The organism is Pseudalkalibacillus decolorationis (genome assembly GCF_024609785.1).
GTDB lineage: Bacteria > Bacillota > Bacilli > Bacillales > Fictibacillaceae > Pseudalkalibacillus > Pseudalkalibacillus decolorationis.
This window is the reverse complement of record NZ_JANHJQ010000021.1, coordinates 13,623-38,661: the sequence shown is the minus strand read 5'-3', so window position 1 is coordinate 38,661 and position 25,039 is coordinate 13,623. Positions and strand designations below refer to the sequence as shown.

Sequence of the window (25,039 nt, the reverse complement as noted above, 5' to 3'; positions counted from 1 at the left end):
TCCTAGTTAGTTTGTTCAAAGTAATTATTCTTCTCTAAAAACTCTTGTGCGACGATTGAGGGTTCTTTCATTTTTACATTAGCCTGATAGTTCATCTTTCGCATTTGTTTAGTATCTATTGTGTCTGCCAACTTCTTAATAATGTCACGAAGTTCAGGATGCTTCTTAAGTACTTCATTTCGGGCAACCGGTGAACTATCATATGGTGGGAAGAGATGTTTATCGTCTTCTAATGTGACTAGATCGAATGCCTCAAGGCGCCCGTCGGTTGTATAGGCTAGTACAACATCCATTTCATTGCTCTCGACCGCCTTATACACTAACCCGATTGACATTGGAAACACGCGTCCAAATTCATATCCATAAGTCTCCTTGAATGAATCATATCCGACTCCAGGACGTTTGATCCACGCACTGTCTACACCTAGTCTCAGTTCTGAAGATATTGGTTTAAGGTCTGAAACAGTTTTCAAGTTTTTCTTTTCTGCAAGTTCACTTGTTACTGTAAAAGCGTATGAGTTAGCAAAACCGTATGAATCAAACCAGGTTTGATTAAACTGTTCTTGGAATTCTCTTTTTACGATTTCGAGAGCCTTCTTAGGATCTTTGATTGGCTCCATTCCAAGTGCACCAACGAGATCCGTTCCTGTGTATCTTGTTGCTGTTATATCAACTTCACCCGCTGTCATGGCTTCATGCTGAACAGTAGAAGAGCCCATGTTTGTTATCATCTCAGTCTGAAGGTCAGTGTAATGTTCCACCATCAAGCTAACGATATTACCCATGATCGCCGATTCGGCTGTGCCCAACGTTCCGATCGTTATCGTTTTTTCTGCAGGCCCGCTCAATCCTGGAAGTGAACAACCACTGAGTAAAGTCAGAGAAAGCACGACCGCAATCAATGATTTTCTATTTATTTTAAACAATTAAGTATTCCTCCTTTCTAAATCGCTTCTTGTGAATCCCTAAGGCCTTTAGGTGTTGCTCGAACCTCAAGACGACCGAGAAGTAAATCAGTAATAAGTGCTAATAGAGTTACTGGAACAGCACCTGCAATAATTAGATCCGGACGATATAGGTTCAATCCATTAAAGATATAATCACCGAGACCTCCAGCACCGATAAACGAAGCAAGTGTGGCCCAACCGATCAGATAGACAGTTGATACACGAATCCCTGCCATAATTATCGGAACTGCCAATGGGATTTCAACGTTCCAGACGCGCTGCCAGCTGCTCATTCCCATGCCGCGTCCAGCTTCTAATAGACTTTGATTGACATCTTTGACACCGGTATATGTGTTTCTTAAGATTGGCAACATTGAATAGAAGAACAACGCTGCAATAGCGGGGACTTTACCGACTCCAAGAAGTGGGATGAAAAAGGCGAGAATGGCAAGACTCGGAAACGTCTGAACAACTCCAACCGTTCCAATGACAAAAGCGGCAACCTTTGGAATGCGTGTTAGCGCAACACCTAGTGGAATCGCAACAATAACACCGAGTGAGACGGCAATCAATGAAATATAAAAGTGTTCCCACGTTTTAAGTAACAATTGTGCTCCATTATTTGTCAAAAACTCCATCAAATCAATCAGCTCCTTTCTATTGATGGTTCATAGAGAGATTTTCTTCATCGCCCCAGATCGTATCGTAGACAACATCGGCAAGATTTGCTCTTGTTACGATACCAATTAATCGGTGGTTTGCTTCGACAACAGGAACGTACTTCATTCCCCTCTTCAGAATCTTGTGGATTGTATCTCGTAAAAGTGTTTCCTTTTCAACCGTATATACGTTCGTTTCCATAACGTCGCCGACTTGCACTTCCTTTTTACGATTCCGGTCAATGATTTCAATATCGATAAATCCTTTCAGAATTTGCTGTTCATCAACAACAAGCAGTGAATCGACTCGACGGTTTTTCATTAGTTGGATTGCCTCTGACAACGTTTTGTCCTCACCTATTGTTGCTGGTTCTAAACTCATAATCTGTTCGACGGTTTGAATATTCGGTCTAGCCTGAACCAATCGCTCTTTACCGATAAATTCCTCGACAAAATCATCTGCAGGGTTTCGTAGGATATCATCAGGGGTACCGACTTGTACCAGTTTTCCGTCGCGCATGATTACAATTCGATCAGCTAATTTCAGCGCCTCATCCATATCATGTGTAACAAAAACAATAGTCTTGCCAAGCGATTGTTGTAATTTCTTAAACTCTTCCTGCAAAGAATCTCTCGTAATCGGGTCAAGTGCTCCAAACGGCTCGTCCATCAAGATAAGTGGTGGGTCAGCGGCAAGTGCTCGTAGAACGCCGATTCGTTGTTGCTGTCCTCCACTTAGTTCATGAGGGTAACGGTCTAAGTATTCTGGATCCATATCAACAAGCCGTAATAATTCTTCTGCACGGGATCGACGTCGTTCTTCTGTCCATTTCAATAGCTTTGGTACAAGTGAGATGTTTTCTTGAATCGTCATATGAGGAAATAATCCAATTTGTTGGATGACATAACCGATTTCACGTCTAAGCTGTACCAAGTTTTTTTCTAAAATGTTCTCTCCTTCTATATAAATGCTTCCATCCGAAGGCTCAATTAAGCGATTGATCATTTTCATAGTCGTCGTTTTACCGCAACCACTAGGCCCAATAAAAACAACAAATTCCCCTTTTTCTACTTCTAACATCATATTATCTACTGCCTTTTTTCCTCCATCGTACACTTTTGTTACATGGTCGAATTTCAGCAAACAAAAGCACCTCCATTAAATTCCGAATTTTGTATTTTGCTTTTTAGAGGATGTTCAAAAAGGATCCAAATGATAAACGGCGAATTTCTGCGTTACTCGGTTTTTCCGGTCCTCATGTATTAACATCATACATTCCGGTCCTCAAAACTGTCGCGCCTTGAACTTCTTGTTTCTGATTCGTCTACTTTTTGAACACACACTTTTAGAATCCCCCGAACTTTTTAGCAATGATTAAAGTATAGAGTAAAAGACGAAAAGTATAAACCTTATGTACTGTACATATAATCCATAAAGTTTGTAAACTTTATATTGTACAAAGGTTATAAAGGGGTTTATTTAAAATCCCTCTTAATTTCTCCGGAATACTTAGAAATACTCGTTTTCGATTTTTATTGTGGTATGTTACATTGTTTTATATTGGTACATGAAGTGGGAGGAGTCCACGTATGGAAGGGAAAACGTTTGATAAATTAAGAAAAGCTGAAGACCAATTTGTCGAAAAAATTGCTGATAATATGCAGACGTTTGGTGTTTCATCAACGGTCGGTCGTGTCCTCGGTACGATTTATATGAACAGGGAGCCGATGACATTGGATGAATTATCAGAGAATCTAGGAATGAGCAAAACTCGTATGAGCCAAGTTGTTCGTGAAATGCTTGATCTTAATATCGCCGAGAAGGTTTTTGAAAGAGGTGTACGAAAAGATTTATACAACGTCGAGCGTGACTACTATCAAACCTTTATTTCATTGTTCACTTCTAATTGGCACAAAGCCATTAACAAAAGCAAAATGTTCGAACAAAAGCTGCATCGTGAATTAGTAGACTTGCAAGAGGATGAAATGGTTAACGAAGAAATGGAACAAAAAATAAATGAACTACTAATAGAAACAAAAGAATGGGTGGAATACTATCACTGGATAAGTCGGTTAATTGATTTCTTTGAGAGCGGAGAAATCTTTGAGCATGTTCCGAAACATACAACGAAGAAGGATTAGACAGGAGGAGTCAACATGAACAAAAATGTAATCATTACCTGTGCGGTAACAGGCGCAGGAGAAACGACTAAGAAAAGTTCACATGTTCCAGTAACACCAAAGGAAATTGCTGATTCATGTATTGAGGCTGCAAAAGCCGGTGCCGCCATAGCACACATTCATGTCCGTGATCCAAAAACAGGTGGGATTAGTCATGACAAGGCACTGTTTCGTGAAGTAGTGGAACGTGTCCGCGAATCCGATACAGATGTAGTCCTTAACATTACCGCAGGGGGTGGCGGTGACTGGATACCTAGTGATAATGATCCTACCGTGGGTGGACCTGGTACTGACATCCAGACACCTGAAGAACGTCATGCACCTGTAGCAGATTTATTACCGGAAATTTGTACTCTTGACTGTGGCAGCCTCAACTTTGGAGAACAAATTTATATTAGTCCGACAGAGTGGTTACGCAAACAAGCAAGTCTCATTCAAAAAAGCGGAGTAAAAGCGGAACTTGAGTGTTTTGACACCGGACAAGTTCGTTTTGCTAAACAACTGATTGACGAAGGTCTCATCGATGGTAATCCGATGTTCCAATTTTGCCTCGGCATACCGTGGGGAGCGGATGCGGATGCTGAAACGATGCTTTATATGCGTAATAAAATTCCGGAAAACGCCAGTTGGTCAGCCTTTGGAATTGGCCGCATGCAAATGCCAATAGCAGCACAATCCGCACTTCTAGGCGGCAATGTCCGCGTAGGTTTGGAGGATAATATTTACTTAGACAAAGGTGTTCTAGCTACTAATGGTCAATTAGTTGAAAGAGCGGTAACAATGATAGAAGGTTTGGGAGCAAAGCCGATGACACCCCAAGAAGCACGTGAACATCTTGAATTGAGAAACCCACATAAAGGGGTTAAGTAATTATGAGCGATATGAAACATGCAATTAAACAGATAACGGTTGTCGGTACAGGTGTAATTGGAAACGGCTGGATTGCCCGCTTTCTTTCACAAGGATACGATGTAATTGCTACAGACCCTGCAGAAGGAGCGGAATCGCGAATGCGTATGGCCGTGGATAATGCTTGGCCGGCCCTTGAAAAGCTTGGTCTTTCCGAAGGTGCCTCACGGGAGCGATTGCGTTTTGAACCCAATCTTGAGAAAGCTATAGCAGATGCTGATTTCATACAGGAAAATGCACCAGAACGTGAGGAATTGAAACGCAAACTATTATCCGATATCGATCGAATTGCAAAGCCGAATGCTATTATTGCTTCTAGTACTTCAGGATATATGCCAAGTACGTTGCAGGCAGATTGTAATAATCCGGATCGTATCATTGTGGCTCATCCATTTAATCCGGTCTATTTAATTCCACTCGTCGAACTTGTGGGTGGGAAGGATACTGCACCAGATACGATAGAAAGAGCAAGAATATTTTTTGAATCAATACAAATGAAGCCATTGGTTGTTACAAGAGAAATTGAAGGACATGTAACCGACAGGCTAATGGAAGCCATTTGGCGAGAAGCATTACACCTTGTTAATGACGGAGTAGCAACAACTGAAGAGGTCGATGCTTCAATCGTTTATGGACCAGGTTTACGTTGGGCGTTAATGGGTCCGTTCCTAACACTTCACCTAGCGGGTGGCGAAAAAGGGATGCGCCATATGCTCGAACAATTCGGTCCTGCTTTAAAGCTTCCTTGGACAAAACTCGAGGCACCTGAGCTTACAGATGAACTTTCCGAAAAGGTCATTGAAGGCTGTGAACATCAGACTGAAGGCCATTCAGTGGCTGAACTCAACCAACGAAGAGATGATTTTCTAATTGAGTTACTGGAATTACTCGAGAAGTATTGGCCAGCAGCAAATTTAAACGGAAAGTTATAAAAAATAGGTAATCAACAATAAAAAGGAGAACCAGACATGAATCACACTGGAAAACCACTGTTAGAAGGCCGTGTCCGTTCGGAATGGGTTGATTATAATGGTCATATGAACGATGCTGAGTATGCACGTGTATTTAGTATGGCTGTAGATCGTTTAATAGAGGATATTGGTATCGATGAGGCTTACCGCAATCATTATCAATATTCTATGTACACGCTTGAGACACATTTGTGTTATCTGGCTGAAGCTCATGAAGATCAACTTATTCGGATACAAGTGCAACTGCTGGATCACGATTCAAAACGATTGCATTTATTTTTTGTCATGGAGAACAACGAAGGAGAATCTCTAGCAACTAGTGAACAAATGCTGATGGGAATGGATATGAAAGAAGGACGGCCTGCTCCATTTCCCGAAGCTATTGAAGAGAAGGTCTCGGAATTGGCTAAAGCAAATGAGGGAGTGCCGATTCCCGATCAAGCGGGCAGAAAGATTGGGATACGCCGTAAACGATGATTCAAACCTAAATGTTTAAAAAAGTATAAATAAGAATGACCCTTCGGACTCTTCAAATAGAAGAAGTGTTTCGAGGGGTTTTTGCACGTTAAGAAAGTATAAAAATACTTTCTATAGTATAAGCGCAACTAAGGCTCAGCCGGCGCCAAAGGCTTGGCATTACCAAGTTTTCTTTATCAGTTAAAACATTGAGTTATAGTTTATCCCCAGTTCATCCACAGAATTTGTTAATAAGTCCACAATTGGAGATAGTTATACACATTTACATAACTGTGTTTCAACATAGTTATGCACATTAATCACCGTTTGTGGATAAAGTTATACACAACGTATGAAGTTTTCCACAAATTAAAAGAGACTTGCCGGGGAAGGGACAAGTCTCTTCGTTCAGTCTTAACAGAGGTTGTTACTTTCTTTCTCGACGATTTGCCGCAGCGGCTCTTTCTTGAGCTTGCAGATCGTTTGAGTCAGCAAGTTCTCGGGAAAATTCCACATCACGGCCGTTCTGAGGAGCCATGTTTTGCTTGTTTTGTGCGTTTTCACGAGCACGTTTATCTTTTCCCATGAGTAAACCCTCCTTAGACGCTTGGTGAGAGGATGACCTCTCGCTTATTATGATGTACATAAACGCCGGAACTATAAGAGGAAAGAATGGGAAATGGTGTGAATATGTGGTTAGGGCTTTCCACAAACATTATATCGATCACAGATCATTATATCGACCACGCATAGTAATAAGGTCCCGAATTTAGTGAACTCGGGACCACATTTACCGTAAAGCTATGCTAAAAACTCCATAAAGAAGGGAGTACGGAGTCAGGCACCTCCGACACCACATTTGGTCGCAACAAACCTACTTGTTGCTAAATGTTCTGTCAAACCGAGAGAATGAGTCACCCCAACACCCTTCAATGTATTAAGCTTCGCGAATAATCTCTTCTGTGGCGGCTTCGCGTAATGTGTATAGATGATACGTGTCACGCTCGATCTGGAACAAATCATAAATTTCCTCAGTGTTATTTAGTTGTTGATAAATATCTGGTCTCGCTTCATTAGCGATCGAAATGTATTGAATCTTTTGAGCCGCACGCTGAGAGCGAAGATTTGTTTTGCGAATACGCATAAAAATGGTTTGTATTCCTTTTTCGAAAAAGAGTTCGTGGAAGAAATCCTCTTTAGCAGGCTGATTGTAGCCTTTTCCATGATAAGGTTTTCCGAGCCAAGTTCCTAAAAAGCCGCACTGATCCTGAACATCAAAAAGATTATTCGTCCCAATTGGATTTTGCCATTCATCTAAAATTGTTCTTGAAATGATTTCGCCACGGTCTTCTGCTTCAATTGTTTGCTTTGTTAAAAACATAAATTCCTCTAGAGAGCTTGCCTTTTGGCGTACAAAAGGGAAGACCTCCGGATCCACCATTAAGTCGAACAGAACATGACACTCAGAAAGATCACGCTTCTTTAACACGCTCAACATCCTTTCCTAGAGGGTAGATCTATTCCACCCTCGAATTAAAAGTTCTAATTCGGGGTGGGAATCGAACCCACTAAGACCAGATGTACTGGTGGCGCACCAATTGCCTTCCCTAGCAATTTATTGAATTTTAAATAGGGATTTTCAAAAAGTGACCAGCGAAACGGTATGTGTATAAGTCGGCTATGTCAGAATGTGACATTTGAGCCGATGTTGTTCCTCGTCGACTTTTTGAACGAATTTTATAAGCTAATCATAATCGATTTTTTTCAAAAAGAAAACATACTTTTTTAGCATGTTAAGAAAGTATAAAAATACGTTCTATAGTACCTCTAATTATAAATTGCATTTAAGGCAGATGTAAGGGTGGGATATTGAAATTTGTATTCATAGTCTAGTGCTTTTTGTGGATAAACCTTTTGACCATCTAATATTAACGTACTCACTTCACCAAGAGCACCTCTCATCAAAAAATCTGGCGTAGGGAACCAATGGGGTCGGTGTAACGTTCGTCCGAGTATTTTTCCGAAATCATTCATTTGCACTGGGTGAGGAGAAGTGGCATTTAATGGTCCTTTTATAAAATCATTCTTTATTGCGAATTCAATTAATCCGACAATATCATTTATATGAATCCATGAGTACCATTGCTCACCTGAACCGATAGGCCCGCCGGCAAAAAGTTTGTAAGGCAAAACCATTTTGGGCAACGCGCCCTCATCGCGGTCAAGTATTAAACCAAATCGAGTATATACAACTCGAACTCCAAGCTCAGTCGATTCAGCTGCTTCCCTTTCCCATTTGCTAGTAACATGGGCTAGGAAGTCGTCGCCTGGTTCTGTGACTGATTCATCGAACGTTTTTGTTTGGGATGTTCCATAGTAACCGATAGCCGAAGCATTTACTAATACAGACGGCTTGTTTCGCTGAGCTTTAATTATTCTAAAAATTTCCTGAGTTGCACTTATTCTGCTTGCGAGGATCTTTTCCTTTTTTGCTTCAGTCCAGCGGCCGTTAATCGTTTCGCCAGCTAAATTAATGAGAGCAGTCATTTGAGGCAGGTCAGAGACTGGATCACTATCATCCGTTAGCCATTTTATATAGGTTACGTTATTTATTTCGGGTTTTCCAATAGGATTTCGGGTTAAGATATATACTTTATGTCCCTGACTGGTAAGGTGGTAGGTTAATGCTTGGCCGACAAATCCCGTACCTCCAGAAATGGCGATATTCATGTTTGTTTCCTCCCTGTACTTGCTATGCTTATTTTTGTATTCGCTCTACAATCCCTTTTCCCTTTAATATCCAGATTGAAAAGTTCGGCTTTGTGGTTTGGATCAGCTTTTTAAATATTCAAAGTAAGCTCAGAAGGTATGCTAAACTGGGGAAGAGGTGTTCATAATGAAAATTACGAAGATCACGGTTCAGAAGAAGAACAAAAGTCGATATAATGTTTTTGTCGATCGTGGAAATGGTGAGGAATTCGGATTTGCGATTGATGAAGATGTTTATATTAAATCAGGTATCCAAAAAGGGATGGAGCTTACGGCGAAGGATGTTTCCGAATTGGAGGCAGAAGATGAGGTCCGAAAAGGCTTTAACCTAGCTGTGAATTATTTATCGTACAGGATGAGGTCCTATAAGGAGATTGTTGATTATTTAAAAAAGAAGGAAGTCCCCGCAGTGGCAATTGAAGCAATTATGGAACGACTGCAAGGATTCAATTACATAGACGATCTTGAATTTGCAAAAATGTTTATACGTAGTAAAGTTGCCACGTCCCAAAAAGGTCCAAAAGCTCTTGTACAGGAATTGAAATTAAAGGGTGTACCACAAACGATCATTGAAGAGGCAATTCCTGTTTATCCTCAAGAGGAGCAAATTGAATCAGCGACAAAGCTTGCCATCAAAAAAGCAAAACAGAGCCAGAAACTGAGTGAGGTAGCTGTGAAACAAAAGGTCGGGCAAATTTTACAACAAAAAGGCTTTGCATGGAACATTATTGAACAAGCATTAGAAAAAGCCTCCCTTGAAAAAAATGAAGATGAAGAAAGGGAGGCATTGGATATACAAGCTCAAAAAGCCAATCGGAAGTATAGCAAATTCTCTGGTCGAGAATACAAACAAAAAATGAAACAGTATTTGTACAGAAAGGGATTTCCATTAGAGTTAATCGATGAATGGCTAAATAACAACGAACTTAACGATCAATAAATATTTCGGCTTGTCCATTATTCTGTTCAACAATTAGCTCCGCCACATGATCCGAGCTTTTCAAACGGGAAGGGTCCTTAACATGTTCCGTTTCATCCCAAAATGGGGTGTTCATTCCACCCATATATACGGCAGTAATTCGTATTGACGTACCTTCTAGTTCTTTAATTAAGCTTTCTGTAAAACCTCGTACAGCATATTTGCTTGCAACATAAACCGATTCATTTTTCTTACCACGAAGTCCGGCAGTGGAGATGATGTTCATTACCTGTCCTTGACCTTGCTCAATAAGCGAAGGGAGTACCTTTTTGGTCAGGTTGATCGTTCCTTTAACATTTGTAGCTAAAACCTGATCGATTTCCCCATCGGAGTAAGTATTAAGCGGGCCAAAACAACCGGTACCAGCATTGTTGATGAGGAGATCGATACGCTTTTCATTTAATAGTACCTGGATCGTTTCTTGTACCTCTTCACTATTCGTTATGTCACAAACAACCGGTGTTGCGCTACCTCCCGAGTTTTCCACTTCATTTTTTACGATATTCAATGGTTCAACCCTTCGGCCGATAAGATAGATATGGTAGCCCCTCATTCCATGCTGGATGGCAAGGCTTCGACCTAGTCCCGTTCCAGCACCTGTAATGATGACATTTTTCATTGTAATCACTCCAAATATTCTATTCATTAGATGTTAACGGTAAAAAAATTCGAATCTGTTTTTCTACACGTATCATAATGCTAGCATATCTCTTCATTTACCTAAAGCCTCGACAATTAACCAGTTGCGCTGTCATACATTAAACGGTTGCATGCGCTTTTCTTTTAAGTAAGTATAAAAATTTGCTTTATCGATGCGATGTCTAGCTCCAGCGCCCAACCACTTGGATCACTTCAGTCCCCTTCCGGCGGCGACAGCCTCCTCAGTGGCCTTCCAGTGACCTTCGTGGCTAAGCAGGGCGCTTCCGCTTTTCCATGATGTCTAGCTCCAGCGCCCAACCACTTGGATCACTTCAGTCCCCTTCCGGCGGCGACAGCCTCCTCAGTGGCCTTCCAGTGACCTTCGTGGCTAAGCAGGGCGCTTCCGCTTTTCCATGATGTCTAGCTCCAGCGCCCAACCACTTGGATCACTTCGTCCCCTTCCGGCGGCGACAGCCTCCTCAGTGGCCTTTCAGTGACCTTCGTGGCTAACCAGGGCGCTTCTGCTTTTCATATGGCATAGAAATGTTTATTCCTCTATAATTAAAGAGAATTTGGAGGTTTTAATTAATGGAAAAACGATATAGTGATATGAGTGAGCATGAATTACATGAGGAAATTAGTTCGCTTACTGAAAAAGCGAGGAAATCAGAACAGCTTGGAATTGTAAATGAGTTGGCTGTTCTTGAGCGGAAAATAGCGATGGCTCGCTGTTATTTACTAGACCCATCCCATTATAAGCCAGGTGAGGTTTATGAGCTTATCAACGATCCTGGCCGTGATTTCACCATTGATTACATGAATGGAGTTTTCGCTTGGGGATATAGAAGTGGAGAGAATGAGCTAGAAGCATTTCCTATTTCAATGCTTCGTTCAAAATAGTAAAAAAAAGGACTGACTCTACCTAAAATGTGAGACATGGGCATAGCCATTACACATCCTATTGGTAGAGTCAGCCTTGTTTGTTGCAAAATAATATGAGCTAAGAGCGTTTACGTGTTTCAACTTTCAAAACGTGATTGTGTAAACTCCGTTGCGTTTCTCCGTTTACCTGTTGGTAGGAGTGCTTCGGGTTTGCACGTGGTGATTGGAAAGGATCTTCATACATCGGAAATAGACGGTTTTGATTCCCTTTTTCCATAGTAGACAACTCCTGACAAAGTATCATCCGGATCAGTTTTGATTGGAACGTCTCATCCGTTCATCAGGATGAGTTTGTGTCGTTCCATTGGCTCGTTTAGACGCATATTCTTCTTTAGCTCGGGGTTCGCCCGATGGGGAAATCCGATTAGGAAAGTTTTTTGCTTTATTACGCATTCGTAACATCTCCCTTCTAATCGGTACCCTTAGTATGATGTGAAAGTACATCGGATATGTTTGTGAATTATTGACATAGGTTTCATTTTTTCATTAGTTAATTCGATGTCACAAGCTCAAGCTTCCGTTTAAGTGTTTTTTCACTATAAACCCAACCGGTAAAGGAGCTTAGGTTCCTTAATCCCTTATCTAGCCGGACAACTGCAACGAATGGATAGTGTCCCTTTGAGCGGTATCTTAAATCGATGAATCGAACTTCATATCCGTCTTCAAACTCCTCAACTTCCCACCGATAAACTGGCGAAAAGGATAGGAATGCTGCAAGGTTGGAATCCTTTTTAGCTGCGTTAATAATTGGATCGTCAGGAACAGGAATACGATCATAAACGTCATGTACTGTCAATTCATCGCCCTTCACTTCCACGACATGAAACTCCTTTTCGCTCATGACTGCCACATGCTTTTGACTCCAGCGCATTGTGGGACAAACAATCACATTTTCAGCATTTGGAATTTCCTTTTTTATCATGTGTATCGTATGTTGTTTTGAAAAGTATCGCCATATATAATAACCAATCAATATACCGTATATTGACAGGAATGTGTACCCGGGGTCGTAGCCTATGAACCATAGTACAAACCCGAAAATATGAGCAAAGAAAATAAACGGATCGAATATATTAATCATCCCGAGTGCAACCCATTTCCTCTTAAAAGGATGAAGTGCTTGTGTTCCATACGCATTAAATATGTCAACAAATACGTGTAAAAAGACAGATAAAAACGTCCATAACCACACATGTAGTAAGTCTGCCCCAGGAAAAATCATTCCGAGAACGCCAGCAATCAAAAATGGCCATAAAATTACAGCTGGTATTGAATGAGTGATGCCGCGGTGGTTACGAATATATACAGCATTGTTTCTTAATTTAAGTATCGTATCAAAGTCTGGGGCGTTTGACCCTATGATCGTCCCGACTAAAACAGCTTGAGTTGTAACTGAATCCTGTGCAAGTACAGGATCAATGGTGGCGAGTCCGCCCAGTGCAATACCCATAACTATATGTGTACCGGTATCCATTAATTGTAGAGCCTCCTTGGTTAGCGGTTCAAATTCGGATTCGGTTTAGAATATGCTCAAAAGGTATACGTATTTATATTGTATCCAATAAACTGTAGTTCGATGGGTAGCGATTTAATTTATGTCTTAAAAGTGCATTTAGTTTATAGTATAGTGGTTACGTTGTATGGTTTGGTCTTCTTAACTAAATCAATCAAATTTGTGCGGTTTTATTTATTGCTATACATTATTTTATCACGACGGGGGTTTAATGTTGAATAAAAAAGTTTGTCAGAAACTTAAACTTTCAATAAATATAGAAGGATTTCAATCAGATTTATTATCCTGGTACAGCGCTAACCATAGGAATCTTCCATGGAGAAAAGTACGGGATCCGTATAAGATTTGGGTTTCGGAAATTATGCTCCAGCAAACAAGGGTTGATACAGTAATTCCATATTATGAACGATTTATGGAGTTGTTTCCGTCTCCGGTTGCTCTTGCTGAGGCAGAAGAAGAGAAGGTATTGAAGGCATGGGAAGGTCTTGGCTATTATTCGAGGGCTCGAAATCTTCAAGCAGCAGTACGTGAGGTAAAGGAGTCCTACAACGGTGTTATTCCAGATGACCCAGTGGAAATTCTTTCGTTAAAAGGTGTAGGCCCGTATACGGCAGGAGCAATTTCAAGTATTGCTTTTGGATTGCCAGAACCAGCAGTAGATGGCAATGTTATGCGAGTATTATCAAGGATTTTACTAATTGAAGACGATATAGCCAAACCACAAACACGAAAAAAGTTTGAAGAAGCAGTTAGGTTACTGATTTCTCAGGAGAATCCTTCTCATTTTAATCAAGGGCTAATGGAACTCGGAGCGATGGTTTGTACTCCAAAATCTCCGTCTTGTTTGCTTTGTCCAGTTCAAGAGCATTGTAAAGCCTTTGATGAAGGGATTCAGGATGAGCTGCCTGTTAAAAAGAAGAAGATTAAGAAAAAAACAGTCCCGATAGCGGTCGCCTTACTTACAAATGAAAATGGTCATACCATTATAGAAAAAAGACCTGAAAAAGGACTCCTAGCAAACCTTTGGCAATTTCCATACCACGAAACAGAGAGCGATAAGGGGGATCAGGCTGAACAATTAAAAAATGAGTTAGAAAAACGCTATCCGATCACAGTCGAGTTGGACGAGCATTTGATAAACTTTCAGCACGTTTTTTCACATTTAACATGGAAGCTAGCTGTTTATTCTGGATCGTTTAAGGAAAATGGAACTATAAATGGACCGAAAGTAGTTAGTAAAAAGGAAATGGAAAAGTATCCATTCCCAGTATCCCATCAAAAGGTTGCCGCCCTCTGGAAATGGGAATAACTTAACATGTGAAAAAGGGTTGACCGATTAGATCTGGCACTACCAGATCTAATCGGTCAACCCCTCATAAGTAATTAATCGTATTTAGGCCTTGTGCCATGGTTCCAATCTGCTTCTTCCCGATGTAATCCACCACGATGTTCAATTTCTTCAATGATTTCACGATGAATGGATACTCCCTCACTATTTAAATAAGGTGTCATTTGTTGTAGTGAGTGATGAAAAAATGCTAATTCCTTATCCGACCATTCGGTTTTGGACATCATCGAAAGCTCCGTCATATCTCTCCCTACATACATATCTGTCATACCTCCTCATAAGGTGGTCAAAAAACGCCATTAACTTGCACTTTTTTTGAACCTTTCATTATAACTACTGTACCCGCCCACACTGATTTTAATCTTACCTTTTTCACTTGGTTTATGACTGGAAAATGGTACATTTCAAAAATGCGGATAGTACATGTATCTGTTGGTTAAATTATTTGTGTGGAGGTGAGACACATGGCTAAACAACAACAACCAGGCCAACAACAAAAAACTCAAGCTGGGACAAACGTTCAACAGGTAAAACAAAAGAACGCTCAAGCTGGTCAACAACAAGCTGGTCAACAACAACAAGCTGGTCAATTCGCTGCTGAATTTGGTAGCGAACAAACAAACGCTCAAGAAGTACGTCAGCAAAACCAGCAGTCCCAACAACGCAAAAAGTAATAACCACACTTCCTAAAGCACCCTTGGCATCCACTGTCAGGGGTGTTTTCCTTTGCACGCAAAAAAAAGATAAAATTTTGCTGCAGAGATGCGTTGTCTCTAGCTTCAGCGCCTAGGTACTCGAGGTCGCTTCGATTCTTCCACAAACACAAAAAGCATGTTATGTTACAGAATCTCCAGCGCTTGTCGCACCTGGTCAAGGCGCTTCCGCTTTTCTGCACGTACAGTATTTCTTGTATGTTTCAATATTCTGTTGAAGGAAACAATTTAAGTGTGACGAAAACAATGAAGTAAGTAGAAAGGGTGGTGATTACTCAATGTGTGGTCGATTTACACTGACAGCAGAAATTGACCTTCTTATGGATTGGTTTGAAATTGATGAATGGGCAGATAATAATCTACAACCGAGGTTTAATATTGCGCCGTCGCAAGACCTTTTAGCAATCGTATCGAATCATGGGAAACGTCGTGCTGGTTTTTTAAAATGGGGATTGGTTCCGACTTGGGCGAAAGATCCTTCAATTGGTAACAAAATGATTAATTCCCGTGCTGAAACAGTTATGGAAAAGCCTAGTTTTCGAAATGCGTTTAAAAGGAGAAGGTGTCTCATACCTGCAGATGGCTTTTATGAATGGAAAAAGGAGGGGAAGCAGAAACAACCGAAGTATATCCAGATGAAGAATAAGAACCTGTTTGCTTTTGCAGGATTGTGGGAAAAGTGGTCGGATGAAAATGGAAAAAGCCTTCATACGTGTACGATTTTAACTACAAAACCAAATGAACTGATGGAAGACATACATAATCGGATGCCGGTCATACTTCCAAAAGAGGACTATTCTACATGGCTTGAATGGGGTGGTTCTGCAGAGGGATTAGATGATTTACTACATCCATATAACACTTCAGAAATGACCGCACACAACGTTTCAACGCTCGTTAATTCACCATTAAACGATATTGCTGATTGTATCGAAGAAGTGTAATCTCGTGCACATTCATTTTCATTTATATGAAGAAGGGATATAATAAAAGGAGTTTGCATTTCATTTCGCTGTTGGATTAGACAGGGATGAAAGCAGTAAATTATTAATACATTGATACGATAAATATACAGGCTAAAGAAAACTTGGCTAGCACCATTCCTTAGCGCAGGTGATCGCCGTAGTTGCGCTTATACTATAGAAAGTATTTTTATACTTTCTTAACGTGAAAAAAAGAAAGGAGATTATTATGTCTTTTCCGACCACAGGAAGTTCAATACAAATTCATAGTTATAAACATAACGGACAGCTGCACCGGGTTTGGGAAGAAACCATTATCCTGAAAGGAACTTCCTCTGTTGTAATTGGCGGAAATGACCGTATCATCGTTACTGAGTCAGATGGAAGAGAATGGCGCACGAGAGAACCAGCCATTTGCTATTTTAGTTCTGATCAATGGTTTAATGTCATTGCAATGCTTCGTGAAAATGGAATCCATTATTACTGTAACCTTGGAACTCCTTTTACTTATGATGAAGAGGCCTTGAAGTATATCGATTATGACTTAGATGTGAAAATTTTCCCTGATATGACCTATACGTTGCTTGATGAAGATGAATTTGTCCTACATCGTAGAGAAATGGATTATCCGAGAGAGATTAATGACATCATGCGCCGAAACCTTGATCAATTGTATTCATTAATTAATCAACGGAAAGGTCCTTTTGAACCTTTTTTTGTAGAAAATTGGTATGAACGGTTTTTAGAATATCGGTAACAATGGGAGAACCCAGATGAAGGAGAAGCCTCAGGAGGTGAGGACAACGGATAGCATTAAAAGATACTTGAAATTCGTTGGCCCATATCGGAAACAAATCATCATTACCATTTTTATTGGGATTTTTAAGTTTGGTATTCCTTTATTAATTCCTTTGATCTTAAAATATATAATCGACGATGTCGTAAACGCGGATATTAGTATGGACGAAAAGGTGAGCCGCATGTCTTGGGTACTTGGGGGCGCCTTTTTTGTATTTGTAATACTAAGACCACCAATTGAATATTATCGCCAATACTATGCACAATGGACAGGGAGTAAGATTTTATATGATATCCGTGATAAGCTCTTCAGTCATATTCAGCGGTTAAGCTTAAAATTTTACTCGAATACGAAAGTCGGCGAGGTTATTTCTCGAGTTATTCATGATGTTGAACAAACGAAATCTTTTGTTATTACTGGCCTTATGAATATTTGGCTTGATATGTTCACAATTGTAATTGCAATTGTCATTATGATGACGATGAATGTCTGGTTAACACTTGTTGCGATTTCGTTACTTCCTTTTTATGGATTGTCGATAAAATATTTCTATAGTCGGTTGCGGCAGTTAACGAAAGATCGCTCTCAAGCACTTGCGGAAGTACAGGGGCATCTCTACGAGAGAGTGCAAGGTGTAACAGTGATCCGAAGCTTTGCACTTGAAGATTATGAACAAGATCAATTCAATGTACGGAATACGAAATTTTTGGATAAGGCTTTAGACCATACATCTTGGAATGCGAGAACTTTTGCTGTTGTAAACACGATCACAGATATTGCTCCACTGCTTGTTATTGGTGTGGCCGGTTATTTTGCAATCAATGGGCAAATAACAATTGGTGCGATGGCTGCGTTTGCGGCATACATGGACCGTTTGTATGGTCCTCTACGCCGCTTAGTCAACTCTTCAACAACTTTAACTCAAGCGATTGCTTCAATGGACCGCGTTTTCGAGTTTATGGATGAAACGTATGATATTGAAGATAAAAAGGGAGCAAAAAAGCTTGAGCATGTTGACGGAATGATTACATTTGATAACGTCTCGTTTCGCTATAATGATGAGGAACGTGATGTCTTAAATAATATTAACCTAGATGTACATGAAGGAGAAACGATTGCATTAGTTGGAATGAGTGGTGGAGGAAAATCAACACTTATCAGTTTAATTTCGAGATTTTATGATGTTACAGCGGGTAAGATTCTCCTTGATGGCGAGGACATTCGAAATTTCAAAGTGCGTACTCTAAGAGATCAGATAGGTATGGTGCTTCAAGATAATATTCTTTTCAGTGAATCGGTCAAAATGAACATTAAAATGGGAAATCCAGATGCAACAGATGAAGAAGTGATCAAAGCAGCTAAAGCAGCCAATGCTCATGATTTTATTAAAGGATTATCTCAAGGATATAATACAAAAATTGGAGAACGGGGAGTAAAACTTTCGGGTGGTCAAAAGCAACGACTTGCAATTGCCAGAGTCTTTCTGAAAAACCCACCGGTTCTCATACTTGATGAAGCTACTTCAGCTTTGGATTTAGAGAGTGAACACCTTATCCAAGAATCGCTTGAAACGTTAGCCAGAGATCGGACTACATTCATCGTTGCCCATCGCTTGGCAACAATCACACATGCTGATCGAATTGTCGTTATAGAAAACGGAAGGATTGCGGAAATAGGAACCCATGAGCAACTTATGAAACAAAAGGGGAGTTATTACAATTTGTTTACGGTTCAAATTTTAGAAGGTTAATAGGAATTTTCAACTTTCCTTATCACATAATTCTATGAACTAGTATGAAAGGACTGGCCAAAAGTGATCAATACTTTGCGGGCCAGTCTTTTTGTTTTCGTTACTCTAAAAAAGAATAAAAAGTGGACTCTTATCCACTTTAAAGTGAATTATCCAATCGTAAAAAGAGAGAATTTTAATTTCTGGAGTAAATAAATATAGGTAAAAAGAAGGAGATAAATGTAGTTTTGTGGAATAGTACATAAGTATTATATTTGCAACTTTCTAAATTTTTTGTGTTGTCAAACAAGTGCATCGATGGGATAATATGAACAAACGTTCAGGGCCGTAACAAGATTGTAAAGTTTTTAACATCAAGATCAATTGACAGAAAGAGAGGTGGGGCGAATGGATGCTCCAGTTTTGGACGTTAAGGGTTTAAAGACCTACTTTTTGACAGACGATGGCGAAGTCCCTGCTGTCGATGATATTGATTTTCACGTCAAACGTGGTGAAGTTCTCGGAATCGTTGGAGAATCGGGATGTGGGAAAAGCGTTACTTCTCTCTCGGTAATGGGACTCGTTCCTTCTCCACCGGGGAAAATTGTAGGAGGAGAAATCCTTTACAAGGGAGAGGATTTAACGAAGGCCAATGATAAGAGAATGCGTCAGATTCGTGGAAACGACATCGCGATGATTTTCCAAGAACCTATGACATCCTTAAATCCAGTTTATAAGATCGGTAATCAGCTGATCGAAGCAATTCGATTACATAATCCATGGAGTAAGAAACAAGCGTGGGAACGAGCAGTAGATATTATGACGCAGGTCGGACTTCCACGCGCAGAAGAGTTGATGGACAGCTACCCCCATCAGTTATCCGGAGGGATGCGTCAAAGGGTTATGATCGCAATGGCGATGGTATGTAATCCTGAAGTATTAATTGCTGATGAGCCAACTACTGCACTTGACGTCACTATTCAAGCTCAAATATTAGACTTGATGAAGAGGCTTAACACTGAAACACAAACGTCAATCATTATGATTACGCATGATCTTGGAGTTGTCTCAGAAATGTGTGAACGAATCATTGTCATGTATGCGGGAAAGGTCGTCGAAGAGGCAAACGTCGAAACGATTTTTAAAGATCCGAAACATCCTTATACGGTTGGTTTAATACAATCTGTACCTGATATGAGATCAAAGAAACAAAGATTATATTCGATACCCGGAACAGTACCGAAGCCAGGCTCGATCAAACAAGGCTGTCAATTTGCACCACGATGTGAACATGCTTTTGACCGTTGTTTTGCTGAGACACCAACATTGGAGAAAACGGATAATGGAAGTCGGGTTCGATGCTGGCTCCATCACAGCTAGAAGGGGGTCAAGAGATGTCACAACCATTACTAGAAGTAAAAGAACTAAAAAAACATTTCCCGATAACGGGCGGTGTTCTGGGCAAAGAAGTTGGACAAGTTAAAGCGGTTGATGGTGTAACCTTTTTCATTCGTGAAGGTGAAACTCTCGGTTTAGTTGGTGAGAGTGGCTGCGGTAAATCAACAACAGGCCGCATGTTGCTTAGGTTGATTGAACCAACAGAGGGTGAGGTAACCTTTAACGGCAAAAAGATTACCAGCATATCTGGATCTGAAATGCGTAAAATGCGACGAGACATACAGATGGTTTTCCAAGATCCTTACGCTTCCTTAAATCCAAGACATACGGTTGAAAAGATTCTTGAAGAACCGATGATTGTACACGGCATTGAGAAAAACTCGAAAAAACGTAAGCAAAAGGTAAGGGAACTGCTTGAAAAAGTCGGCTTAAGCAGTTATCACGCAAAGCGGTATCCGCATCAGTTCAGTGGCGGCCAGCGTCAACGTATCGGTATCGCCAGAGCACTTGCGGTTAAACCAAAATTAATTGTTGCTGATGAACCAGTGTCAGCTCTGGATGTATCTGTGCAGGCACAAGTGTTGAACTTGCTGCAGGACTTGCAAAAAGAGTTCGATTTAACGTTCTTATTTATCGCTCATGACCTTGGTGTTGTTCGTCATATCAGTGATCGTGTAGGTGTGATGTATTTAGGTAAATTGGTCGAGCTCGCAGGCAGTGAAAAGCTTTATGAAAAACCGCTACACCCATATACACAGGCATTGTTATCAGCTGTACCTGTTCCAGATGTTGAACACAAGAAGGAACGTATTGTACTTCAAGGAGATGTTCCGAGTCCGTCCAACCCGCCTAAAGGGTGTCCGTTCCATACAAGATGTCCAGAAGCTATGGATGTATGTAAGCAAGTCGTACCTAAGTTTCAAGAGGTTGAACAAGATCATTATGTAGCTTGTCATCTATATGAGGATAACAAGTCTATATAGAGGATGTTCAAAATGTCACCAAATGATAAACGGCGAATTTCTACGTTACTCGGTTTTTACGGTCCTCACGTATTATCAAATACGCTCCGGTCCTCAAAACTGTCGTGTCTTGAACTTCTTGTTTCTGATTCGTCGACATTTTGAACTTGTATTAAAAAAGGATGTTCATTGATAAAGGATGTTTTTGAAAGCGCTTTAAACTATTACAAGGGGGAGTACAAATGAAAAAAGGATTTCTGTGGGCTTTAGCCGTTATTATGCTTTTATCCGTGGCACTTGCTGGGTGTAACTCTAGTTCAAGTGGTGGAGAAGGCGGTGGAGGAGAAGGAGAAGGCGACAAGGAACAAGTATTGATTTTTGGTCGTGGTGGAGACTCTGTTGCTCTTGACCCTGCTATTGTAACCGATGGTGAATCATTTAAAGTTATTAAAAATATCTATGACACGTTAGTAGAATATGGTGAACAGGATACAAGCATTAATCCGGGACTTGCGAAAGAATGGACCGTTTCTGATGACGGTTTAACGTATACGTTTAAACTAGAAGAAGGTATTAAATTCCACAATGGTGATGATTTCAATGCAGATGCTGTTGTGAAAAACTTCGAACGCTGGATGACGAGTGGTGACGCAGGAAAATTTGCTTACTATGCCTCTATGTTCGGTGGATTTAAAGGTGACGAAGGACATGTAATCAAAAGTGTTGAAGCAAAAGATGATTACACTGTCGTATTTACTCTTAATCGTCCTCAAGCACCATTCCTTAAGAACCTTGCTATGACGCCATTCTCAATCGCGGCACCTAGTGAGTTTGAAAACCTAGCAACAGAACCTGTAGGTACTGGACCATTCGTATTTGAAGAATGGAAACGTAAGGACAGAATTACTATTGTAAAGAATGAGGATTATTGGAGAGATGGACTTCCGAAGCTTGATAAAGTCATTTTCCGTTCGATTCCCGATAACTCTAACCGTTTGAACGCTTTAAAAACGGGTGAAATTCACCTTATGGATGGTGTAAACCCAAGTGATGTTGCAGAAATCGAAAAGGTTGAAGAATTGCAAACATTCTTCCGTCCATCAATGAATGTTGGCTACCTTGGATTCAACACTGAGATGGAACCGTTCAATAATAAAAAAGTTCGTCAAGCATTAAACCATGCTGTTGACAAAGAGGCTCTTATCAAGGCGTTCTATTCTGGGCAAGCAGAACCAGCGAAGAACCCACTGCCTCCGGTAATTGATGGATACAATGATGAAATTGAGCCTTATGAATTTGATCTTGAAAAGGCAAAGAAAATGTTAGCAGAAGCTGGATATCCTGATGGATTCAAAACAGAACTATGGGCAATGCCAGTACCGCGTCCATACATGCCAGATGGAAAGAAAATTGCGGAAGCGATCGCATCTAACTTTGAAAAGATTGGTGTCGATGTTGAAATCGTAACGTACGAATGGGCAACTTATCTTGAAAAAACACAAGCAGGTGAGTCTCCAATGTTCCTATTAGGCTGGACGGGTGACAATGGTGATGCTGATAACTTCTTATATACGTTACTTGATAAAGACAACATTGGTTCAAACAACTACTCTAGATATGCAAATGACGAGCTTCATAAAATTTTAATCGAGGCACAATCAACTCCTGATAAAGAAAAACGCGCCGAGCTTTATAAGAAAGCACAAGTTATTATCCATGAAGACGCTCCTTGGGTTCCGCTTGTACACTCAGAACCAGCACTTGCAGGACGCGCTGATCTTAAAGGGTTTAAACCACACCCTACAGGCTCTGATAAGTTAACAAACGTTTATTTTGAGTAAATGGTAATGTGGGGGGTGAATCGCTCCCCTTTTCTATCTTTTTTCAACAGTGTAATTATAATGTACAACCCTAGAAATAAATTGTTCATAACGGTGATTCAGATCAGGTTGTGCAGCTTGGCTTATTTACATAAGCAGCTAGATATTTCTGGTATAAGCCAGTCTCAAGAGGTGATAAAGAATGTTTGCATACACGATCCGAAGAATACTTATGTTAATTCCAGTTCTGTTCGGGATGACGCTTATTGTTTTTTTGCTAATCCGTGCGATTCCTGGTGATCCAGCCCAGGTTATTTTGGGTCAGCAGGCAACACAAGAAGCAGTGGCTGCATTGCGGGATAGCCTTGGACTAGATGAAGCATGGTACACTCAATACTTTCTTTACATAGGAGACCTCTTTACAGGTGACCTAGGTGAGTCGATTCGAACAAATTCACCGATCAATGAAGAAATTTGGCCTTACTTTGCGGCTACTTTAGAATTGTCCCTTTTTGCAATGATTATTGCGATTGTCGTTGGGGTGAATGCTGGAATCATCAGCGCATGGTTTCAAAATTCATGGTTTGACTATATTGCAATGCTGCTTGCACTTATCGGTGTCTCAATGCCAATCTTCTGGTTAGGATTAATGGAACAGTGGGCATTTGCAGTTGAATTTGAAATCTTTCCAACGTCCGGCCGTGAAAGTATTTTGAATCCAGTAGATCCAATTACGCATTTGTTCATAATTGATACGATTATCCAGGGACGCTTTGATCAACTTGCAGTAGTCCTTAAACATTTAATATTACCAGGAGTTGCTCTAGCAACGATTCCGATGGCGATTATCGCTCGTATGACCCGTTCCAGCATGCTTGAGGTTATGCGCTCTGATTATATCCGAACAGCAAGAGCAAAGGGTTTACGTATGTTCTGGGTTGTTTATAAACACTCATTAAAGAATGCGTTTGTTCCCGTCCTCACGGTAATTGGTTTACAAATGGGCCTTTTATTAGGGGGGGCAATCCTGACTGAAACGATCTTCAGTTGGCCAGGAATAGGGCGATATATTTATGATGCAATCGGTTTTCGTGACTATCCTGTCATTCAATCCGGTATCCTCGTTGTCGCATTTGTATTCGTAATGATTAACTTATTGGTCGACCTCTTATACGCAGCTATCGATCCAAGAATTAAATACCAATAGGGGAAGTGAAGATAATGGCGGAACTAGCACGAAATGATAATCCTATTCAACCTAATCAACAAGATGAAAAGCCAGCTTCTCCATGGAGAGATGCTTGGAGGAATTTCCGAAAAAACAAGTTAGCATTGATTGGCCTTGGTATCGTTACCTTTTTTATCATACTAGCCGTTTTTGCACCAGTCATAGCACCAGAGGGAATCGACGATCAAAAGATTTCAACTGAAAATTATGCAAAACTCGAATCTCCTTCAAGTGAATATTGGTTCGGGACAGATGATTTTGGTAGAGATATTTTAAGTCGGGTTATTTACGGAGCACGTATCTCATTAACTGTTGGATTCTTTGCGGTTATGGGGTCAGTAATTGTTGGTTCCATCCTTGGGATTGTTGCTGGTTATTACGGGCGTTGGGTTGATACGATTATTTCGAGAATATTTGATATAATGCTTGCCTTCCCAAGTATCTTGCTCGCGATTGCAATTGTTGCTGTTCTCGGTCCATCTCTTAAAAATGCATTAATAGCGATTGCGATTATTAATATTCCGAACTTTGGACGGCTCGTTCGATCTAAGGTGTTAAGTATTAAGGAAGAAGAGTATATAATGGCAGCAAAGGCAGTGGGGATGAAGGATAGCAGGATTCTATTCCAACATATCCTACCTAACAGCTTCGCACCGATTATCGTTCAAGGTACTCTTGCGATTGCAACTGCGATTATTGAAACAGCCGCACTTGGGTTCCTTGGACTAGGTGCAAAAGCACCTACTCCTGAGTGGGGTACGATGCTTGCAGATTCAAGACAATTTATTACAGACGCACCATATACAATGATTTTTCCAGGACTCGCAATTATGCTGACCGTTCTTGGTTTTAATCTGATGGGGGACGGCCTTCGTGATGCATTGGATCCAAAGATGAAGAGTTGAGGAAACATTGGTAGTTATCAAAAAGTGAAAGGGATGTCTCAGAGCCGTTAAAGGCCGGGACATCTCTTTTTTACCTTTTCTTATTAGTATCAGAATTTATAAGTTGAATTGGATCTAGGTGTTGTCTTTTTGAGATTTGTAGTAGGCATTTTGAGGATGTATTGGACGATTACGAGGAATAAATCGAAGGAACGTCCACTTAACGATGTA

The 25,039-nt window shown here is 40.5% G+C and carries 27 protein-coding genes; 16 read left to right on the top strand and 11 right to left on the bottom strand.

Translation table 11 applies throughout. From position 1 onward, the window contains the following. Positions 1 to 2: 2 nt before the first annotated feature. The 3 genes from NON16_RS18160 to NON16_RS18150 are packed head-to-tail and all read right to left on the bottom strand — an operon-like array spanning position 3 to position 2,750. Entirely contained in the window at positions 3 to 926 is a 924-nt protein-coding gene (locus NON16_RS18160; RefSeq protein ID WP_257350843.1) for a glycine betaine ABC transporter substrate-binding protein, read from the bottom strand. A 17-nt stretch (positions 927 to 943) separates the two neighbouring features. After that, complete coding sequence (locus NON16_RS18155) at positions 944 to 1,585, bottom strand: ABC transporter permease (RefSeq protein WP_372508840.1); 642 nt, start codon at positions 1,583 to 1,585, stop codon at positions 944 to 946. A gap of 19 nt (positions 1,586 to 1,604) precedes the next feature. Further along, positions 1,605 to 2,750: a betaine/proline/choline family ABC transporter ATP-binding protein gene (locus NON16_RS18150; protein WP_257350842.1), complete on the bottom strand. Its 1,146-nt coding sequence runs from the start codon at positions 2,748 to 2,750 to the stop codon at positions 1,605 to 1,607. A gap of 446 nt (positions 2,751 to 3,196) precedes the next feature. Here NON16_RS18150 and NON16_RS18145 point away from each other — a divergent pair, with 446 nt between their 5' ends. From NON16_RS18145 to NON16_RS18130, 4 genes are read left to right on the top strand one after another with little or no spacing between them, the layout of a single operon-like run. Then, a complete protein-coding gene (locus NON16_RS18145) occupies positions 3,197 to 3,748 on the top strand; it encodes a GbsR/MarR family transcriptional regulator (RefSeq protein ID WP_257350841.1) in 552 nt (183 codons plus the stop codon). Between the two features lie 15 nt (positions 3,749 to 3,763). Continuing rightward, positions 3,764 to 4,657: a beta-keto acid cleavage family enzyme gene (locus NON16_RS18140; protein WP_257350840.1), complete on the top strand. Its 894-nt coding sequence runs from the start codon at positions 3,764 to 3,766 to the stop codon at positions 4,655 to 4,657. A gap of 2 nt (positions 4,658 to 4,659) precedes the next feature. Next, entirely contained in the window at positions 4,660 to 5,628 is a 969-nt protein-coding gene (locus tag NON16_RS18135) for an L-carnitine dehydrogenase (protein ID WP_257350839.1), read from the top strand. Positions 5,629 to 5,664: 36 nt separating this feature from the next. Beyond that, a complete protein-coding gene (locus NON16_RS18130) occupies positions 5,665 to 6,144 on the top strand; it encodes a thioesterase family protein (protein WP_257350838.1) in 480 nt (159 codons plus the stop codon). Positions 6,145 to 6,550: 406 nt separating this feature from the next. Here NON16_RS18130 and NON16_RS18125 read toward each other — a convergent pair whose 3' ends face one another. The 3 genes from NON16_RS18125 to NON16_RS18115 form a co-directional block, all read right to left on the bottom strand. Then, positions 6,551 to 6,709, bottom strand: coding sequence for a YfhD family protein (locus NON16_RS18125; protein WP_257350837.1), 159 nt, complete (start codon positions 6,707 to 6,709; stop codon positions 6,551 to 6,553). 351 nt (positions 6,710 to 7,060) lie between these two features. Next, entirely contained in the window at positions 7,061 to 7,612 is a 552-nt protein-coding gene (locus NON16_RS18120; RefSeq protein WP_257350836.1) for a GNAT family N-acetyltransferase, read from the bottom strand. A 338-nt stretch (positions 7,613 to 7,950) separates the two neighbouring features. Next, positions 7,951 to 8,853: a TIGR01777 family oxidoreductase gene (locus NON16_RS18115; RefSeq protein ID WP_257350835.1), complete on the bottom strand. Its 903-nt coding sequence runs from the start codon at positions 8,851 to 8,853 to the stop codon at positions 7,951 to 7,953. A 166-nt stretch (positions 8,854 to 9,019) separates the two neighbouring features. Between NON16_RS18115 and recX the strand changes: the two genes are divergently transcribed. Beyond that, on the top strand, positions 9,020 to 9,832 hold the full coding sequence (gene recX / locus NON16_RS18110; RefSeq protein ID WP_257350834.1) for a recombination regulator RecX: 813 nt from the start codon (positions 9,020 to 9,022) through the stop codon (positions 9,830 to 9,832). Here the strand turns inward: recX and NON16_RS18105 are convergent. Further along, positions 9,819 to 10,490 carry an SDR family NAD(P)-dependent oxidoreductase gene (locus NON16_RS18105; protein ID WP_257350833.1) on the bottom strand — a complete coding sequence of 224 codons (672 nt, stop codon included), beginning with the start codon at positions 10,488 to 10,490 and terminating at the stop codon, positions 9,819 to 9,821. The genes recX and NON16_RS18105 overlap by 14 nt on opposite strands. 608 nt (positions 10,491 to 11,098) lie before the next feature. Here NON16_RS18105 and NON16_RS18100 point away from each other — a divergent pair. Continuing rightward, the gene (locus NON16_RS18100) at positions 11,099 to 11,410 is read left to right on the top strand and encodes a YfhH family protein (RefSeq protein WP_257350832.1); all 312 of its coding nucleotides are present in this window, start codon (positions 11,099 to 11,101) and stop codon (positions 11,408 to 11,410) included. A 100-nt stretch (positions 11,411 to 11,510) separates the two neighbouring features. Here the strand turns inward: NON16_RS18100 and NON16_RS18095 are convergent, their stop codons facing one another. The 3 genes from NON16_RS18095 to NON16_RS18085 all read right to left on the bottom strand — a co-directional run bounded on the left by NON16_RS18095 (position 11,511) and on the right by NON16_RS18085 (position 12,926). Next, the gene (locus NON16_RS18095) at positions 11,511 to 11,669 is read right to left on the bottom strand and encodes a YpzG family protein (RefSeq protein WP_257350831.1); all 159 of its coding nucleotides are present in this window, start codon (positions 11,667 to 11,669) and stop codon (positions 11,511 to 11,513) included. Positions 11,670 to 11,701: 32 nt separating this feature from the next. Next, positions 11,702 to 11,845, bottom strand: coding sequence for a small, acid-soluble spore protein K (sspK, locus tag NON16_RS18090; protein WP_257350830.1), 144 nt, complete (start codon positions 11,843 to 11,845; stop codon positions 11,702 to 11,704). 97 nt (positions 11,846 to 11,942) lie between these two features. Continuing rightward, the gene (locus tag NON16_RS18085; RefSeq protein ID WP_257350829.1) at positions 11,943 to 12,926 is read right to left on the bottom strand and encodes a metal-dependent hydrolase; all 984 of its coding nucleotides are present in this window, start codon (positions 12,924 to 12,926) and stop codon (positions 11,943 to 11,945) included. Positions 12,927 to 13,176: 250 nt separating this feature from the next. On the opposite strand from NON16_RS18085, the gene mutY reads away from it, so the two are divergent. Next, positions 13,177 to 14,274: an A/G-specific adenine glycosylase gene (gene mutY, locus NON16_RS18080; RefSeq protein ID WP_257350828.1), complete on the top strand. Its 1,098-nt coding sequence runs from the start codon at positions 13,177 to 13,179 to the stop codon at positions 14,272 to 14,274. 74 nt (positions 14,275 to 14,348) lie between these two features. Here the strand turns inward: mutY and NON16_RS18075 are convergent, their stop codons facing one another. After that, entirely contained in the window at positions 14,349 to 14,573 is a 225-nt protein-coding gene (locus tag NON16_RS18075; RefSeq protein ID WP_257350878.1) for a hypothetical protein, read from the bottom strand. Positions 14,574 to 14,777: 204 nt separating this feature from the next. On the opposite strand from NON16_RS18075, the gene NON16_RS18070 reads away from it, so the two are divergent. The 9 genes from NON16_RS18070 (at position 14,778) to NON16_RS18030 (ending at position 24,829) form a co-directional block, all read left to right on the top strand. After that, complete coding sequence (locus NON16_RS18070; protein ID WP_257350827.1) at positions 14,778 to 14,987, top strand: gamma-type small acid-soluble spore protein; 210 nt, start codon at positions 14,778 to 14,780, stop codon at positions 14,985 to 14,987. 317 nt (positions 14,988 to 15,304) lie between these two features. Next, positions 15,305 to 15,970 carry an SOS response-associated peptidase gene (locus tag NON16_RS18065; protein ID WP_257350826.1) on the top strand — a complete coding sequence of 222 codons (666 nt, stop codon included), beginning with the start codon at positions 15,305 to 15,307 and terminating at the stop codon, positions 15,968 to 15,970. Between the two features lie 247 nt (positions 15,971 to 16,217). After that, on the top strand, positions 16,218 to 16,745 hold the full coding sequence (ntdP, locus tag NON16_RS18060) for a nucleoside tri-diphosphate phosphatase (protein ID WP_257350825.1): 528 nt from the start codon (positions 16,218 to 16,220) through the stop codon (positions 16,743 to 16,745). Positions 16,746 to 16,761: 16 nt separating this feature from the next. After that, positions 16,762 to 18,537, top strand: a complete 1,776-nt coding sequence (locus tag NON16_RS18055) for an ABC transporter ATP-binding protein (protein WP_257350824.1) — start codon at positions 16,762 to 16,764, stop codon at positions 18,535 to 18,537. A gap of 387 nt (positions 18,538 to 18,924) precedes the next feature. Then, positions 18,925 to 19,896 carry an ABC transporter ATP-binding protein gene (locus NON16_RS18050; RefSeq protein ID WP_257350823.1) on the top strand — a complete coding sequence of 324 codons (972 nt, stop codon included), beginning with the start codon at positions 18,925 to 18,927 and terminating at the stop codon, positions 19,894 to 19,896. A gap of 14 nt (positions 19,897 to 19,910) precedes the next feature. Continuing rightward, complete coding sequence (locus tag NON16_RS18045) at positions 19,911 to 20,897, top strand: ABC transporter ATP-binding protein (RefSeq protein WP_257350822.1); 987 nt, start codon at positions 19,911 to 19,913, stop codon at positions 20,895 to 20,897. Positions 20,898 to 21,118: 221 nt separating this feature from the next. Next, on the top strand, positions 21,119 to 22,717 hold the full coding sequence (locus NON16_RS18040; RefSeq protein WP_257350821.1) for an ABC transporter substrate-binding protein: 1,599 nt from the start codon (positions 21,119 to 21,121) through the stop codon (positions 22,715 to 22,717). Between the two features lie 181 nt (positions 22,718 to 22,898). After that, a complete protein-coding gene (locus NON16_RS18035) occupies positions 22,899 to 23,903 on the top strand; it encodes an ABC transporter permease (RefSeq protein WP_257350820.1) in 1,005 nt (334 codons plus the stop codon). 14 nt (positions 23,904 to 23,917) lie between these two features. Then, the gene (locus NON16_RS18030) at positions 23,918 to 24,829 is read left to right on the top strand and encodes an ABC transporter permease (protein ID WP_257350819.1); all 912 of its coding nucleotides are present in this window, start codon (positions 23,918 to 23,920) and stop codon (positions 24,827 to 24,829) included. The last annotated feature ends 210 nt before the right edge of the window (positions 24,830 to 25,039 follow it).